Origin of the sequence: Rubricella aquisinus (assembly GCF_014199445.1) — a bacterium.
GTDB lineage: Bacteria > Pseudomonadota > Alphaproteobacteria > Rhodobacterales > Rhodobacteraceae > Rubricella > Rubricella aquisinus.
Genome location: NZ_JACIJS010000001.1, coordinates 14,566 through 30,658, shown reverse-complemented (window position 1 = coordinate 30,658; position 16,093 = coordinate 14,566). Strand labels below are relative to the sequence as shown.

General features: G+C 62.1%; 16 protein-coding genes and 1 tRNA gene. 13 read left to right on the top strand and 4 right to left on the bottom strand.

Annotated elements, in window-relative coordinates; all coding sequences use genetic code 11:
* Position 1: 1 nt before the first annotated feature.
* Positions 2–529 carry a DUF2087 domain-containing protein gene (locus tag FHS89_RS00125; protein WP_184007235.1) on the top strand — a complete coding sequence of 176 codons (528 nt, stop codon included), beginning with the start codon at positions 2–4 and terminating at the stop codon, positions 527–529.
* Positions 530–552: 23 nt separating this feature from the next.
* On the opposite strand, the gene FHS89_RS16335 is transcribed toward FHS89_RS00125, so the two are convergent.
* From FHS89_RS16335 to FHS89_RS00110, 4 genes are all read right to left on the bottom strand, one after another.
* Positions 553–675 carry a hypothetical protein gene (locus tag FHS89_RS16335; RefSeq protein WP_281376633.1) on the bottom strand — a complete coding sequence of 41 codons (123 nt, stop codon included), beginning with the start codon at positions 673–675 and terminating at the stop codon, positions 553–555.
* 87 nt (positions 676–762) lie between these two features.
* Positions 763–1,161 (bottom strand): (deoxy)nucleoside triphosphate pyrophosphohydrolase, encoded by a 399-nt coding sequence (locus FHS89_RS00120; RefSeq protein WP_184007234.1) that lies wholly within the window; start codon positions 1,159–1,161, stop codon positions 763–765.
* The gene (gene argJ / locus FHS89_RS00115; RefSeq protein ID WP_184007231.1) at positions 1,158–2,441 is read right to left on the bottom strand and encodes a bifunctional glutamate N-acetyltransferase/amino-acid acetyltransferase ArgJ; all 1,284 of its coding nucleotides are present in this window, start codon (positions 2,439–2,441) and stop codon (positions 1,158–1,160) included. Before argJ ends, FHS89_RS00120 begins: the two co-directional genes overlap by 4 nt.
* 130 nt (positions 2,442–2,571) lie before the next feature.
* Positions 2,572–3,462 carry a peptidylprolyl isomerase gene (locus FHS89_RS00110; protein WP_246413487.1) on the bottom strand — a complete coding sequence of 297 codons (891 nt, stop codon included), beginning with the start codon at positions 3,460–3,462 and terminating at the stop codon, positions 2,572–2,574.
* Between the two features lie 275 nt (positions 3,463–3,737).
* Here FHS89_RS00110 and secA point away from each other — a divergent pair, with 275 nt between their 5' ends.
* The 12 genes from secA (at position 3,738) to rplK (ending at position 16,092) form a co-directional block, all read left to right on the top strand.
* Entirely contained in the window at positions 3,738–6,461 is a 2,724-nt protein-coding gene (gene secA, locus FHS89_RS00105; RefSeq protein ID WP_184007229.1) for a preprotein translocase subunit SecA, read from the top strand.
* Positions 6,462–6,624: 163 nt separating this feature from the next.
* Positions 6,625–7,215: a ribosome maturation factor RimP gene (rimP, locus tag FHS89_RS00100; RefSeq protein ID WP_184007227.1), complete on the top strand. Its 591-nt coding sequence runs from the start codon at positions 6,625–6,627 to the stop codon at positions 7,213–7,215.
* Entirely contained in the window at positions 7,215–8,852 is a 1,638-nt protein-coding gene (gene nusA, locus FHS89_RS00095; RefSeq protein ID WP_184008391.1) for a transcription termination factor NusA, read from the top strand. The genes rimP and nusA overlap by 1 nt, the downstream gene beginning before the upstream one ends.
* Before the next feature lie 31 nt (positions 8,853–8,883).
* Positions 8,884–9,549 (top strand): RNA-binding protein, encoded by a 666-nt coding sequence (locus FHS89_RS00090; protein ID WP_184007225.1) that lies wholly within the window; start codon positions 8,884–8,886, stop codon positions 9,547–9,549.
* Positions 9,550–9,557: 8 nt separating this feature from the next.
* Entirely contained in the window at positions 9,558–12,128 is a 2,571-nt protein-coding gene (infB, locus tag FHS89_RS00085) for a translation initiation factor IF-2 (protein ID WP_184007223.1), read from the top strand.
* Between the two features lie 19 nt (positions 12,129–12,147).
* Complete coding sequence (locus tag FHS89_RS00080; RefSeq protein ID WP_184007221.1) at positions 12,148–12,648, top strand: hypothetical protein; 501 nt, start codon at positions 12,148–12,150, stop codon at positions 12,646–12,648.
* A 72-nt stretch (positions 12,649–12,720) separates the two neighbouring features.
* On the top strand, positions 12,721–13,488 hold the full coding sequence (gene yaaA / locus FHS89_RS00075; RefSeq protein ID WP_184007219.1) for a peroxide stress protein YaaA: 768 nt from the start codon (positions 12,721–12,723) through the stop codon (positions 13,486–13,488).
* Positions 13,489–13,527: 39 nt separating this feature from the next.
* Positions 13,528–14,490: a zinc transporter ZntB gene (locus FHS89_RS00070; RefSeq protein WP_184007217.1), complete on the top strand. Its 963-nt coding sequence runs from the start codon at positions 13,528–13,530 to the stop codon at positions 14,488–14,490.
* A gap of 73 nt (positions 14,491–14,563) precedes the next feature.
* Positions 14,564–14,639, top strand: a tRNA-Trp gene (locus tag FHS89_RS00065).
* Positions 14,640–14,667: 28 nt separating this feature from the next.
* On the top strand, positions 14,668–14,865 hold the full coding sequence (secE, locus tag FHS89_RS00060; protein ID WP_184007215.1) for a preprotein translocase subunit SecE: 198 nt from the start codon (positions 14,668–14,670) through the stop codon (positions 14,863–14,865).
* A gap of 154 nt (positions 14,866–15,019) precedes the next feature.
* A complete protein-coding gene (gene nusG / locus FHS89_RS00055; RefSeq protein WP_184007213.1) occupies positions 15,020–15,553 on the top strand; it encodes a transcription termination/antitermination protein NusG in 534 nt (177 codons plus the stop codon).
* Positions 15,554–15,663: 110 nt separating this feature from the next.
* The gene (rplK, locus tag FHS89_RS00050) at positions 15,664–16,092 is read left to right on the top strand and encodes a 50S ribosomal protein L11 (RefSeq protein ID WP_184007211.1); all 429 of its coding nucleotides are present in this window, start codon (positions 15,664–15,666) and stop codon (positions 16,090–16,092) included.
* Position 16,093 lies beyond the last annotated feature (1 nt).

Genomic DNA, 16,093 nt, shown 5'->3' with positions numbered 1-16,093 from the left:
CATGTCAAAATCGCCGATCCCGCTCCATATTGCGGACCTGTCCCCCTTTACCCGCACCCTGTCACGCCAATTGAGCGGACAGGACGGGGTGCCATCGCATCTGAGCCTGATGAACATGCTCGCCCGTGCAGGTGGATTTCGGAATGTGCAGCATCTGCGGGCGGTGCAGGGCGCGCGTGGGGGGATGGACGCTGCCGCCGATCCCAAACAGGTGGCACGCCTGCTCAACCAGTTTGATGCGGCGGGATGCCTGATCCGCTGGCCCGCGCGGCGCAATGTGCAGGAGGATTGCCTTTGGGTGCTCTGGTCACGATTGCCCGCCGGTCGAGTGATGCAGGAGAGGGACGTGAATGCTGCGCTGAACGCCGCGCATCATTTCGGTGATGCCGCCCTGATCCGGCGCAGCCTGATCGGTATGGGTCTTTTGCGCCGAAACGCGGATGGATCGGATTATCAGCGGATCGAAAAACGCCCGTCGCCGCAGGTGCGCGACGTCATTGCCCAGTTGAAAGCACGCATGGCGCGGTGACGGATAGGGGGCCGTGCGGTTGCTTAGACCGGGCGGCCCGAGATCAGCTTTTGCCCAACACGGACAAGCACGCGGCCATTCTCCATCATCCGCACAAACTCCCCTTGCACGGCAATGCATGTCCCGATCATCACGGTGGTCAGCATAATCTTCCCTCCCCAGGGATATGTTGTTTTCTTCTCCAAAGAAGTAGAGCCAAACAGGGCTTCCGGCAACCCTAGGGAGAGCAGATGTTACAACCAGTCCCGCAAAATCGGGATCAGGGGGATATCAGCGGGCGGCATGGGGTAGTCGCGCAGCGCATTCGGGCGGACCCAAGCCAGCGTCTGGCCCTCTTTCGGTTGCGCGATGCCCTGCCATTTACGGCAGGCAAAAAGCGGCATGAGCAGATGAAAATCGTCATAGCTGTGGGAGGCAAAGGTCAGCGGGGCAAGGCAGGATGCTTCGGTATTGATCCCCAACTCCTCCTGCAATTCGCGGATCAGGGCCGCCTCTGGCGTCTCATCAGGCTCTACCTTGCCGCCGGGAAACTCCCAGAGACCAGCCATGGATTTCCCCTCCGGCCGTTGCGCGAGCAGAACGCGGCCATCCGCGTCGATCAGTGCCACGGCAGAGACGAGCACGACCTTCATGATCGGTAATCCGCGTTGATCGTGATGTATTGATGGGTCAGATCGCAGGTCCAGACGGTGTCCTCCCCGGTGCCAAGCCCAAGGTCCACATGGATGGAGATGTCATCGCGCGCGAAATGCGCGGCCCCGTCTTCTTCGCGGTAGGTTTCGCTGACCCAGCCGTGCTCCGCGACCAGAAGATCGCCAAACCGGATCGTAATGCGATCCCTGTCGGCGGGCTCTCCGGATTTGCCGATTGCCATGACGATGCGGCCCCAATTCGGGTCTGATCCGGCGAGTGCGGTTTTCACAAGGGGGGAATTGGCGATGCACATGCCGATCTTGCGGGCGGAGGCAGCACTGTCGGCCCCGGTCACGCGGATCTCGACGAATTTCGTCGCACCCTCGCCATCGCGCACCACCTGATGCGCAAGGTCAAGCATCAGGGCATGAAGCGCGTCGCGGAACGCGGGCGCGCGAGGATCGCTTGCCGCGGTGATCGGGGTCATGTCGGCCTTGCCCGTGGCGGCAAGCAGCAGCGTGTCGGAGGTGGACGTGTCCCCATCCACCGTGATCGCGTTGAAGGTGGCGGCGTTGATCTCCGACAGCATGTCCTGCAACAGCGGCTGGTCAATCGCGGCATCGGTGAACAGATAGACAAGCATGGTGGCCATATCGGGCGCGATCATGCCGGAGCCTTTGGCGATCCCCATCAGGCGCACCGGGCAGCCATCCAGCGTCATGTCGATGACCGCGCCCTTTGGATAGGTGTCGGTCGTCAGGATCGCAGCGCAGGCTTCTGTCGCGTGATCGGCGGACAGGGTGCTGGCCAGCGTGTCGAGCTTCGCCGTGATACGGTCCGCTGGCAGCGGCTCTCCGATCACACCGGTGGAGGACAGAAAGACATGGTTTTCAGGACAGTCGAGCGCGGTGGCGACCCGGCTTGCCAGCATCTTGGTGCTGTCAAACCCGTTCTTGCCCGTAAATGCGTTGGAATTGCCCGAATTGACCAGAATGGCGAATGGTTTGTCCGCGTCATGCGGCCCCTTGAGCGCATCCTCGCACCACAATACCGGGGCGGAGCGCGTGGCGGAGCGGGTGAACACCCCGGCCATGGACGCGCCGGGTGCGACCTCCGCCAGCATCACGTCAAGCCGCCCTTTGTAGCGCACCCCGGCCTCCACGGCGGAAAAGCGCACCCCCGCCACCTCCGGCAGGCGCAACATGCCGTCCGTCGGAGCAAGGGGAGAGGCATTGGCCTTGGGCGTTTGCGGGATCAGGCGCGTGATGGTGTGGGTCATGGAAACCTCCCGGCTGCGTTCACGTTTGGGAGGTTTTGTGCGCCGTTCCGCGAGGTTTCGCAAGGGGCGCTGACCTGCGGCCCCAAGGCATGTGAGCCGGGGCCGCAGGCGTCGTGTTGGTCAGAACGGATTATTCCTGATAGAGCGGCAGGGCGAGCAGGATCGACGGGTCCACGTCAAGTGCTGTCTCCGTGATCTCAGCCGCGTCGCGCAGGCTCTCGATCTCATTGCGTACAGTTTGTTGCCGCAATTGGTCGCCCAACTGGCCGGAAAGCTCCGCCAAGGTCGGCAACGGGGCAAGGCGCTGATCGTTCAGGATCACCACATGCCAGCCGAACTGGGTCTCAACCGGGGCGGAAATCTCACCCACGGTCAATGCCTGCACGGTCGCATCGAAGGTCGGCACCATCTGCCCCGGTCCAAACCAGCCCAGATTGCCGCCATTGGGGCCGGACGGCCCGATGGACGCTTCGCGCGCGAGGGCCGCGAAATCCGCGCCATTCTCAAGCCGGGTGACGAGCGCGTTGGCCTCTTCTTCCGTCTCCACAAGGATATGAGAGGCGTTGAATTCCTCGGTCTGTTCCATGCCGGAGATCGCTTCTTCATACGCGGCCTGAAGCGCCTCATCGGTCACGGCGGCATCGAGAAGCGCCTCCAGCCCGAGATTGGCCAACAGACCCCGGCGTTCATTCTCAAGCGTCTGGGTGACACCGGGCAGGGCCGCAAGCCCATCGGCCTCCGCCTTGTTGGCCAGCAGCGTCTGGTCGATCAACTGGTCGATTAGACCGGGATAGAGCACTTCGGCGGGAAACTGGCGGTACTGCTCGGGCAAGCTGCCGCGCAGCGACACCACATGGCCGAGCGTGATATCGGTGCCATTCACCGTGGCCAGAACCGTAGCGAGCGACGGTGCCTGAACGGGTGTTTCGGCAGGGGTCTCGGTCGTGGTTTGCGCATAGAGCGGCAGGGCGGTCAGCATAGGCAGGCAAACGGCTCCGAATGCCTTGGCAAGATGGGTCATGGATTGTCGATCCTTCCTTGATCGTAGGATTGGCGGTGCGGAGCCTGCGCATAACCGGGCGCATACCCCGCGGAATGGTTACTGCATGGGTCTCTTGCCCACGTTGACAGGGGCCAGTGCGCCCCTTATGTCCGATGCGCTGCAACATGGCATGTCGCACGGCGTTCGCGCACAATATGCCCTCTGCCGCTGGCGGGCAACCATCCCTCAGTCGCAATCGGGTGAACGCGCGAAACCGGCGTTATCTGCCAGTCAATGACGAGGACGGAGGGCGTATGCTCGGCTTAGGATCCCTTACGAAAAAGGTGTTTGGCACCCCGAACGACCGCAAGGTGAAATCGGTGCGCCCAATCGTGGAGCGGATCAATGCGCTGGAGCCAGAGTTCGAGGCGCTGAGCGACGATGCACTCGCCGCGAAAACGCCGGAGTTCCGCCGCCGCTACGAAGAAGGCGAAAGCCTTGATGATATGCTGCCCGAAGCTTTCGCCGCCGTGCGGGAAGCCGCGAAGCGGGCGCTGGGCCTGCGCCCATTCGATGTGCAGCTGATCGGTGGCTATTTCCTGCACAAAGGCGATATCGCCGAGATGAAAACCGGTGAGGGTAAGACCCTCGTGGCCACCCTGCCGACCTATCTCAATGCGATCCCCGGCAAAGGCGCGCATGTCGTGACTGTGAACGACTACCTCGTGCGCCGGGACGCCGCGTGGATGGGCCGCGTGTTTGCAGCGCTGGGCATGACCACTGGCGTCGTGGTGCCCGGCCAGCCCGATGAGGAAAAACGCGCGGCCTATAAGGCCGATGTGACCTATGCCACGAACAACGAGCTTGGCTTTGACTATCTGCGCGACAACATGCGCGCGAGCCTCGATCAGATGGCACAGCGCGGGCATCATTTCGCGATTGTGGATGAGGTCGACTCGATTCTGATTGATGAGGCGCGCACGCCGCTCATTATCTCTGGCCCGCTGGCGGATCGGTCCGAACTCTATATCACGCTCAACAAATTCGCGCCGGAACTGACTGATGAGCATGTAGAGCTTGATGAAAAGCAACGCTCCGCGACGCTGACCGAAGAGGGCAACGAATTCATCGAACAGCGCCTGACCGAAGAGGGCATCCTGCCCGAGGGGCAGAGCCTTTATGACCCGGAAAGCACCTCAATCGTTCATCACATCACGCAGGCCATGCGCGCGCATCGGCTGTTCCAGAAGGATCAGCATTACATCGTGCGCGACGGGGAGATCGTGCTGATCGACGAATTTACCGGCCGGATGATGGCCGGGCGGCGGCTTGGCGATGGCCTGCATCAGGCGATCGAGGCCAAGGAAGGCGTGCAGATCAAGCCGGAGAACGCGACGCTCGCCTCTGTCACGTTCCAGAACTATTTCCGCCTTTATGGCAAGCTCGCGGGCATGACCGGCACCGCGATGACCGAAGCGGACGAATTTCAGGAAATCTATGGTCTGGGCGTGGTGGAAATCCCCACAAACCGCCCGGTCGCCCGTGAAGATCACGAGGATCAGGTTTACCGCACCGCGCGGGAGAAATTCGACGGCGTGGTCAAGGCAATCGGCATCGCCCATGAAAAAGGGCAACCAACGCTGGTCGGCACCACCTCCATCGAAAAATCCGAAATGCTCAGCCAGATGCTGAACGCCGCGAAGATCCCGCATAAGGTGCTCAACGCGCGCTTTCACGAACAGGAAGCGCAGATCGTGGCACAGGCGGGCCGGATCGGGGCGGTGACCATCGCCACAAACATGGCGGGCCGCGGGACGGATATTCAGCTTGGCGGCAACCCCGATATCGCGCTTTCCGAGGCGGCGGAGGCACAGGGGATCGCGCCCGATACCCCCGAATACACCGCCCTGCGCGAGCAGATCGAAGCCCAAGTGGCCGAGGAAAAGGCCAAAGTGCTTGAGGCAGGTGGTCTGTTCGTTCTGGGCACCGAGCGGCACGAATCGCGGCGGATCGACAACCAGTTGCGCGGCCGCTCCGGCCGTCAGGGTGATCCGGGGCGGACGCTGTTCTTCCTCAGCCTTGAGGACGATCTGATGCGCATTTTCGGCTCTGACCGGCTGGACAAGATGCTTGGCAAGCTGGGCATGCAGGAAGGCGAGGCGATCATCCACCCTTGGGTGTCCAAGGCGATGGAGCGCGCGCAATCCAAGGTCGAAGCGCGCAATTTCGACATCCGCAAGAACCTGCTCAAATACGACGATGTGATGAATGATCAGCGCAAAGCGATCTTCTCCCAGCGGCTTGAGATCATGGAAGCGCAGGACGTGTCCGAAATTGTCGAGGACATGCGCCACCAATATGTCGAAGATATCGTGACCACCCATATCCCGCCGCGCGCCTATGCCGATCAATGGGATACGGACGGTCTGGCGGAGGTCGTGCGCACGTCGTTTGGGCTGCAACTCCCGGTCGCGGAATGGGCCGCGGAAGAGGGCGTTGATGACGAGGATATTCGCGAACGTCTGATCGCCGCTGTGGACGCGCAATCCGCTGAAAAGCATGAGGCGTATGGCGCGGACACGATGCGTGGTGTGGAAAAGCAGGTGCTGTTGCAAACCATCGACAAGGGCTGGCGCGATCACCTTGTGACGCTGGATCAATTGCGCTCCGTCATCGGGTTCCGTGGTTACGCGCAGCGCGATCCGCTCAACGAATATAAATCCGAGGCGTTCCAACTGTTCGAATCGCTCCTTGAAAGCCTGCGTGCCGATGTGACCAAGCAGATGGCGGCGGTGCGTATCCTGTCCCAAGAGGAGCAGGAGGCGATGATGGCGCAGATGCGCGCTCAGGCGGAGGCGCAACGCGCGCAAGCCGAAGCCGCCCAGCCGACCGCCCCTGCTCCCGAAACCGCTCCGGCACAAAGCGACGCGGAGCCATCCGGCCCCGCGCCCGTCGTGACCAGTGACAAGATTGGCCGGAACGAGCCGTGCCCGTGCGGATCAGGCAAAAAGTACAAGCATTGCCACGGCAAGCTGTGATCAAATCCTGCGGGAGAGGGGCAGATTTCTGCTCCTCTCTTGCGTTTCCGCCGGAATGGTCCTATCTACCCGGTTAACAGCGGATGTCGGCCTCCACCCCCGACGCTCCACCGAACACGACACACGGGCCGCGCGCCCGTTTTTTTATGCCCGAAAGGCACCCATGACAGACCTGATCGCCAAAGCCGCGATGGATCGCCGCCTGCTCCAGATCATCTCCCCCGTGGTGGAGGATATGGGCTTTGAAGTCGTGCGCGTGCGTTACATGGGGGGCAACACGCCCACCGTGCAAATCATGGCTGACAAGCCCGATGGCGGCATTGAGGTTGAGGATTGCGCGCAGATTTCCACCGCGATTTCTGCTATTCTCGACGTCGAAGACCCGATTGACGGCGAATACATGCTGGAGGTCTCCTCCCCCGGCATCGACCGCCCGCTGACCCGGCTCAAGGATTTCGACACTTGGGACGGTTATGAGGCCAAGCTGGAAACCCACGAGATGATTGATGGGCAAAAGCGGTTCAAAGGCCAACTGCGCGGCACCGAGGATGGCGAAGTGTTGATCGAAATACCGCAGGGCCTGATTGGCCTGCAATTCGATTGGATCGCTGACGCAAAACTGGTTCTGACCGATGAATTGGTCGCCGAATCACTGCGCGCCCGAAAGGCCGCAGGCCACGGCGCCCAAGGCGAATTCGACGAAAGCGCCTTTGACGAAATTGAAACCGATGACGACAGTTCCGAGGACCACTGATTATGGCACATGCAGCAAATAAGCTCGAACTCCTGCAAATCGCGGATGCGGTCGCACGGGAAAAGCTGATTGACCCCGGTCTTGTGATCGAGGCGATGGAAGAAAGCCTCGGGAAGGCCGCGCGCTCCCGCTATGGCGCGGAATACGACATCCGCGCGCATATCGACCGCCGCTCCGGCGAGTTGACCATGACCCGCGTGCGCACCGTGGTCGAAGAGGTGGAGAACACCTTTACCGAAGTCACCGTGGCCGAAGCACAGGCCGAAAAGCCGGGCGCGGAACTGGGTGATGAGCTGACCGACGCGCTGCCGCCGATGGATTTTGGCCGGATCGCCGCGCAATCCGCCAAGCAGGTCATCCTGCAAAAGGTGCGTGAAGCCGAGCGGGATCGCCAGTACGAAGAATTCAAGGACCGCAAGGGCACCATCATCAACGGTCTCGTGCGCCGGATGGAATATGGCAACGTGATCGTCGATGTGGGCGCGGGCGAAGCCGTGCTGCGCCGCGATCAGGTGATCCCGCGCGAAGCCTTCCGCAATGGCGACCGCATCCGCTGCTATGTGCGCGATGTGCGCCGGGAGCCGCGTGGCCCGCAAATCTTCCTCAGCCGGACCGCGCCTGAATTCATGGCCGAGTTGTTCAAGATGGAAGTGCCGGAGATTTATGATGGCGTGATCGAGATCCGTGCCGTGGCCCGCGATCCCGGCTCCCGCGCGAAAATCGCCGTGATTTCCTATGATGGCGGCGTGGATCCCGTGGGTGCCTGCGTTGGTATGCGCGGCTCCCGCGTGCAGGCGGTCGTGTCCGAACTCAACGGTGAAAAGATCGACATCATTCCGTGGAATGACGATGCCGCGACCTTCCTTGTGAACGCGCTCCAGCCCGCTGAGGTCGCCAAGGTGGTGATGGATGAGGACGCCGCCCGGATGGAAGTGGTCGTGCCGGACGAGCAATTGTCGCTCGCCATCGGTCGCCGGGGCCAGAACGTACGCCTTGCCAGCCAGTTGACCGGCTGGGACATTGACATCATGACCGAAGCGCAGGAATCTGAGCGTCGTCAGGCGGAATTCGCCCAGCGGTCTAAGCTGTTCATGGCCGCGCTTGATGCCGATGAGATGGTCGCGCAGCTTCTCGTGTCCGAGGGTTTCACCTCCCTTGAGGAAGTGGCCTATGTCGAGATTGACGAATTGCTGACCATCGACGGGTTCGACGAGGACACCGCAAACGAGCTTCAGACCCGCGCCCGCGAGGCACTGGAACTGATCAACCGCGCTGCGGTGAAAAAGGCCCGCGAGCAGGGCGTTGAGGACAGCCTTCTGGAATTTGAGGGGCTGACACCCCAAATGATCCTGAAACTGTCCGCAGATGGGATCAAGAACCTTGAGGATTTCGCGCAATGCGCGGATTGGGAGCTTGCCGGTGGCTTCTCCGTGGAGAACGGGAAGCGTGTGAAGGATGTGGGCCTTCTTGAAGAGTTCGATATGGATATCGAAGAGGCCCGCGATCTGGTGATGACAGCGCGTGTGCTGTTGGGCTGGATCACGCCGGAAGAACTGGTCGCACAGCAGGCCGCTGCTGCCGCCGAAGCCGACGCCCGCGCGGCAGAGGCAGACGCGGAAGAGGAGGCCGGAGCCTGATCCGTCAGGCTCCGTGTCTGGGGTGCCGACAGTGGCGCGCGGTGGACGAACAAAAGAGCGGGACGCGCCGGAACGCCGGTGCATCGCTTCCGGTACATCGGGCGGCACATTCGGTCTGATCCGGTTTGTCGTCGGGCCTGATGGTATGGCGGTGCCCGATCTGGCGGAGAAACTGCCCGGACGGGGCATGTGGGTCACGTCCGAGCGGGCGGCACTCGATCTGGTGGAGAAGAAAAAGCTCTTCTCCCGCGCGGCGAAACAGCAGGTTGCGGTGCCCGCGGGCCTTGCCGATCTGCTGGAGCGGTTGCTGACCCGCCGCGTGCAGGACCAGATTGCACTGGCGCGCAAGGCCGGGCTCGCGGTAAACGGCTTCATGAAGGTCGATGCGGCCCTGCGGACAGAGCAGATGGGCGTTCTGATCGAAGCCAGCGACGGATCGGAACGACAACGCGCGAAACTGCGTTCATTGGCGGGGGACACCCCGAACATGGCGCTTTTGAGCGGTGAAGAATTGGGTGTCGCATTCGGGCGCGATCATGTGATACATGCCGCGCTGAGTGCAGGTGGTGTGACGGATCGCGTCCTTCGGGATGCGGCGCGATTGAGCGGTGTGAGGGTGGTGGCACCATCCGAGCGACCGGACCAAGACGACACGATGCAAGAGACAGGCCGGGATACGCCCGGCGATGAAAGGTAAGTGACTAAATGAGCGATTCAAAAAGCGGCGACGGCAATAACGGCAAAACACTCGGGGTGCGCGGTGGCGGCTCCGGGCCGAGCCATGTGCGTCAAAGCTTCTCCCATGGGCGGACCAAATCCGTTCTGGTTGAGAAGAAGCGCAAGCGCGTCGTAGTGCCCAAGACCAGCGCGGCCTCCGCAGGCGCCAGCAGCACCCCGGCCACGGGCCAGGGGTCGGACGCCGCGTCGAAGCCCGACCCGAAACTGCGCGAGCAGAAGGCAAAGGTCGCCGGCGGCCGGTCGCTCTCTGATCAGGAATTCGAGCGTCGCCGTCAGGCCCTGCGCGCGGCACAGGCACAAGAAGCCGACCGCCGCGCGAAAGAGCGTGAGGAAGAGGAACGCCGCAAGGCCGAACTCGACGAATTGCGCGCCGAAAAGGACCGGGCAGAGCGCGAAGCGCGCGAAAAGATCGAGCAGGAAAAGATCGCCGCCGAGCGCGCCGCGATCGAAGCCGCCGAGAAAGCCAAGGAAGAAGCCCCCGCCCCGGCCCGCGAAAAATCGCGTCCAGCGCCCAAGGCAGAAGAGATGCCCGATCCGGCAACGCTTCAGGCCAAGGCCGAAGAAGCGCCACGCCGTGGCAAAAAGACCGAGCCGCGCCCCGAAGTGGACAAGACCGCCCGCCCCAAAGGCGGCGATGATCGCCGTCGTTCGGGCAAGCTGACCATCAATCAGGCCCTCGGGGGCGAAGGCAACCGTGGCCGTTCCATGGCCGCGATGAAGCGGCGTGCCGAGCGGGACAAGCGCCGGAGCCAAGGCTCGAACGAGCCGCGCGAAAAGGTTGTGCGCGAGGTGCAATTGCCCGAGGCGATCACCGTGCAAGAGCTTGCCAACCGGATGGCCGAACGCTCTGCCGCCGTGGTGAAATCGCTCATGCAGATGGGCATCATGGCCACCGCGACCCAAACCATCGACGCGGATACCGCAGAACTCATCATCGAAGAGTTCGGCCACAAAATGGTGCGCGTGTCCGACGCCGATGTCGAGGACGTGATCAAAGAGACCGAGGACAAGCCAGAGGACCTCAAGGATCGGGCGCCCGTCATCACCATCATGGGCCATGTTGACCATGGTAAGACGTCGCTGCTCGATTCGATCCGCAAGGCGAATGTCGTCTCCGGTGAGGCAGGCGGGATCACCCAGCATATCGGGGCCTACCGCGTGAACACCGAAGGCGGGCACACGATTGCCTTCCTCGACACGCCGGGCCACGCGGCCTTTACCTCCATGCGGGCGCGTGGGGCGCAGGTCACGGATATCGTGGTGCTCGTGGTTGCCGCCGACGATTCGGTGATGCCGCAAACGATCGAGGCCATCAGCCATGCCAAGGCGGCCAACGTGCCGATGATCGTCGCGATCAACAAGATTGACCGCCCCGGCGCCGATCCGAACAAGGTGCGCACGCAGCTTCTTCAGCATGAAGTCGTGGTGGAGGGCATGTCCGGTGACGTGCTGGATGTCGAAGTGTCCGCCCATACCGGCGAAGGCATCGACAAGCTGCTTGAGGCCATCGTCCTGCAATCCGAACTGATGGAACTCAAGGCCAACCCGGATCGCGCCGCCATTGGTGCCGTGATCGAGGCGAAACTCGACACGGGCCGTGGCCCGGTTGCGACGGTTCTGGTGCAGAACGGCACGCTCAAGCGCGGCGATATCTTTGTCGTGGGTGAGCAGTGGGGCCGTGTGCGTGCGCTCATCAATGACGCGGGTGAGCGCGTTGATGAGGCAGGCCCGTCCGTCCCGGTCGAGGTGCTTGGCCTTAACGGAACACCCGAGGCAGGCGACGTGCTGAACGTCGTCCCGTCCGAGGCAGAAGCCCGCGAAATCGCGGAATACCGTGCCAATGCGGCGAAAGAGAAGAAAGCCGCGATTGGCTCTGCCACCACGCTTGATCAGCTTCTGGCGAAGGCGAAGGATGACGAAAACGTCTCCGAACTGCCCATCGTGGTGAAAGCCGACGTGCAGGGCTCGACCGAGGCGATTGTTCAGGCGATGGAAAAACTCGGCAATGATGAGGTGCGCATCCGCGTGCTGCATTCCGGTGTGGGTGCGATCACCGAAAGCGACGTGACCCTCGCGGAAGCCTCCGGCGTGCCGATCATCGGCTTTAACGTCCGTGCCAATGCAGCCGCCCGTCAGGCCGCAAACCAGAAGGGGATCGAGCTGCGCTATTACTCGATCATCTATGATCTGGTGGACGACGTGAAGAAGGCAGCGGAGGGTCTGCTGTCGCCAGAGGTGAAGGAAACCTTCATCGGTTACGCCACGATCAAGGAAGTCTTCAAAGTGTCCAATGTGGGCAAAGTTGCGGGTTGTCTGGTGACCGAAGGGGTGGCGCGCCGCTCCGCCGGGGTGCGCCTGCTGCGCGACAACGTCGTGATCCACGAAGGCACGCTCAAGACGCTCAAGCGGTTCAAGGACGAGGTTAAAGAGGTCCAGTCCGGTCAGGAATGCGGTATGGCGTTCGAGAATTACGACGATATCCGCGCCGCTGACGTGATCGAAATCTACGAGACCGAAGAGATCAAGCGGTCTCTCTAACACGGCGAAGGGGCACGAAATGCTGCGGCTGATCCTGCCCCTTCTGCTATTGGCACTGCCCGTTTGGGCCGAAGAGCGCACCTATTACGGTGCGCTTTTTGTTGGATCGCTCCACCTTGGAACCGATCAGGATCTCAACGGCGAAAACCCCGGCTTTGGCATCGGATTTCGCGAACCGTCCCCCTGGGACGGGTGGGAGCAATCGTTCGAGGCGGGCATCTTCTACAATTCCTATGAGGAGGACGCGCCCTACGGCATCTATGCGCTGACCCGCGACCTGATGGCGTGGGAGGCATGGTCCCTGCGCGGGGGTGCGATGGTGGGGGCAGCGCGGTACAGCGCGCTTGCCCCCGGTTTGGAGCGCGATTACGGCATCCCGAACCTCAACGGCGTGATCCCGATTGCCGGGCTGGTGGGTGTGTTCCGCCATGAGGGCGGCACCGATATCCGGCTCAAGGCCGTGCCGCCCGGGGGTGATGTGAAGATGATCCTCGCCCTGTCATTGTCCCACCCGTTCTAAGAGGTGAAATCGGGGGTGTACGCGCCGCGATTTGCGCCTATCTGTGGCGGGACCGAATGAACAGGAATTGCCATGCTCGCCGTACTCTCCCCCGCCAAGAACCTTGATTTCGACCGGCCAGCGGACGTGCCGATGACGGCACCCGCGTTCAAGGCGGACGCGGACGCGCTGGCCCGCATAGTCGCCAAATTGCCGGTGTCGCGGATCAAGGCGATGATGGAATTGTCCGACAAGCTTGCGGATCTGAACTGGCAGCGGTTTCAGGCCTATTCCGACGCCCCGGCGCAGGAGACGCTCAAACAGGCGGCATTTGCGTTCAACGGGGATACTTACACTGGCCTGCAATTCCCGCAAATGGACCGGGCCGCGCAGGATTACGCGCAGGATCATCTGCGCATTCTGTCGGGCCTTTATGGCGTTTTGCGCCCCTATGACGCGATCCAACCCTACCGGCTGGAAATGGGGCGCAAGGTGAAAACCGAACGCGGCGGCACCCTTTATGACTATTGGGGGGAGCAGATTGCGGACGCTTTGGATGCAACCGCGCGGGAGCAGGGCGCGCAGGCCATCGTCAACCTCGCCTCCATCGAATATTTCGGCGCGGCGAAGGAAAAGGCGCTCAAGACGCCCGTGATCCATCCGGTGTTTCAGGAGGAGAAATCGGGCCAGCGCAAGGTCATCAGCTTTTTCGCAAAAAAGGCGCGGGGCAGCATGGCCCGCTGGATGATGGAGGAGCGGGTGACCGATCCGGGCGATCTGAGCGCATTTGATCGCGACGGCTATGCTTATGACCCGGACAGCCCTGCCGGACAGCCGCATTTCGTGCGCGTTGCATCCTGACGCTGGCCTGCCCGGTGCCGGGCGGCTACGGTGGTGGTCATGAACAGTGCCATTCTCAAATCAGTCCTGCTGCCCGCACAGGCAGCGCTTGACCCTGAGGACGCCGCGCGTGCCCTTGCCGCACCAGAGGCAGCTTGGGTCCACCTTGATGCAACGAACCCGGCAGCGCGCGGATGGCTGGAGGCGGCCTTGCCACGCCTTGACACAGTGATCGTGGACGGGCTTTTCGCGGCAAGCACCCGGCCCGGCCTGATTGAGTATGGCGACGGGGCGCTGATGGTGCTGCGCGGGATCAACCTTAACGAGGGCAAGCGGCCCGAGGATATGGTGTCCGTTCGGATCTGGATCACGGGGGAGGCGATTGTCAGCGTGGGCCTGCAACGGCTGCGGGCGCTTGATGACGTGGAGGCGCGGATCCTCGCGGGGCAGGGGCCAAAGACGCCGGGCGCCTTTGCCGCGCTTCTTATCCGCCGTCTGACGGAGCGGATGGAACCGACGCTGAGCGCGCTTGACGAGCAGGTGACGGAATTGGAGGAGCGGGTGCTAGACGCCCCCGCCGCCAGCGAACGACGGGAGATCATCGCGACCCGCCGCCGCGCGATTGTGCTGCGCCGCTATATCGCGCCCCAGCGCGAGGCGCTCAGCACGTTGGGCACCGCGCCGTTCGGCTGGCTCACCGCTGCCGACCGGCGCGATCTGCGCGACTCAATCGAGCGGACCCTGCGATTGGTGGAGGATGTGGACGCGATCCGCGACCGTGCGCAGGTCGTGGGGGAGGAATTGTCAAACGCGCTCTCCGCCCGGTTGGACCGTAACCTTTATATCTTGTCGATCATATCCGCGCTGTTCCTGCCCTTGGGCTTTATCACCGGGTTGTTGGGAATCAATGTGGGAGGGATGCCGGGAGTGGACAGCCCGTCCGCGTTCTGGATCGTGACCGTGGCGATTGCGGCCCTTGGTGCGGGTGGTTTGATCCTATTCCGCAGATTGAAGTGGTTTTGACAAAGGATTGTGCGCGCAGGGCTTGCACAACCGCGCGCGGGGCAGTATCTGCAAACGGCCCGGGCGGCCTTATAGGGGTATAGCTCAGTTGGTAGAGCATCGGTCTCCAAAACCGAGGGTCGGGGGTTCGAGTCCCTCTGCCCCTGCCAGCCCGGACCTAGGATAGGAGATCGCAAGATGGCCAAGACAAACCCGTTCCAGTTCGTGCAGCAGGTGCGCGGGGAAACCGCGAAAGTCGTGTGGCCAACGCGCAAGGAAACCATGCTCACCACGGGTATGGTTTTCGTGATGGCGACGCTGGCGGCGCTGTTCTTCTTTCTGGTGGATCAGATCATCCGCCTTGGGCTGGAGATGCTGCTTTCGGTCGCCTCTTGATCTTGACCGGGCAGTGATCTAAGGCACTCCAAACTTTCCGATGAAGGGCGCGCATGCGATTCGCACGGCGCGCCGATTTTGTCGGGGGCAATGAATAGATGATGAAACCGGAATATCTGGTGAAATCAGCGGAATACGAGGGCGAGAGCAAATAATGGCGATGCGGTGGTACACGGTTCATGTCCTCTCGAATTTCGAGAAGAAGATCGCCGAGTCGATCATGGAGCAGGTTGAGAAGCTTGGCCTTGAGGACGAAATCGGCGAAGTGCTCGTGCCCACCGAAGAAGTGATCGAAATGCGCAAGGGCAAAAAGGTGCAGACCGAGCGCCGCTTTATGCCCGGCTATATCCTGATCAAGATGGACATGACCGACCGCGCCTATCACCTCGTTGTCAGCACCAACCGCGTGACCGGATTCCTTGGTCCGCAGGGTAAGCCCATTCCGCTGCGCCAGTCCGAAGTCGATCAACTGCTCAACCAGGTCGAAGAAGGGGTCGAGCGGCCACGCTCCCTCATTTCCTTCGATGTGGGGGAGACCGTGACCGTGACCGATGGCCCGTTTGAGAGCTTCTCCGGCATGGTTGAGGAAGTGGATGAAGAGAACCAGCGCCTGAAGGTGACGGTCTCTATCTTTGGCCGGGCCACCCCGGTCGAATTGGAATACACGCAGGTCCGCAAGGGCGAATAACTGCGCGTTCGCGTGGGAGGCAGGCTGCACGCGTGTGGCCGAGCCGGACCACATCACGAAGACACGACGCCGGGCGCGCCCGGGACAGTCGGTGAGTAAAGGAGGCCACCATGGCCAAGAAGATTGCAGGGACGCTGAAGCTTCAGATCCCCGCCGGTAAGGCAAACCCGTCCCCGCCCGTCGGCCCCGCATTGGGTCAGCGCGGCATCAACATCATGGAATTCTGTAAGGCGTTCAACGCGCGTACGCAGGAGATGGAAACCGGTGCCCCGTGCCCGACGATCATCACCTACTACGTCGATAAGTCCTTCACCATGAACATCAAGACGCCCCCGGCGTCCTACATGCTCAAGCAGGCCGCGAAGCTGAAATCCGGCGCCAAGACCCCGTCGCGTGAGACGGTCGGCACCGTGACGCTCAAGCAGGTTCGTGAGATCGCAGAAGCGAAGATGAAAGACCTCAACGCCAACGACATCGAAGGCGCCATGAAAATCATCCTCGGCTCCGCACGGTCGATGGGCATCGAGGTGAAGGGGTAAA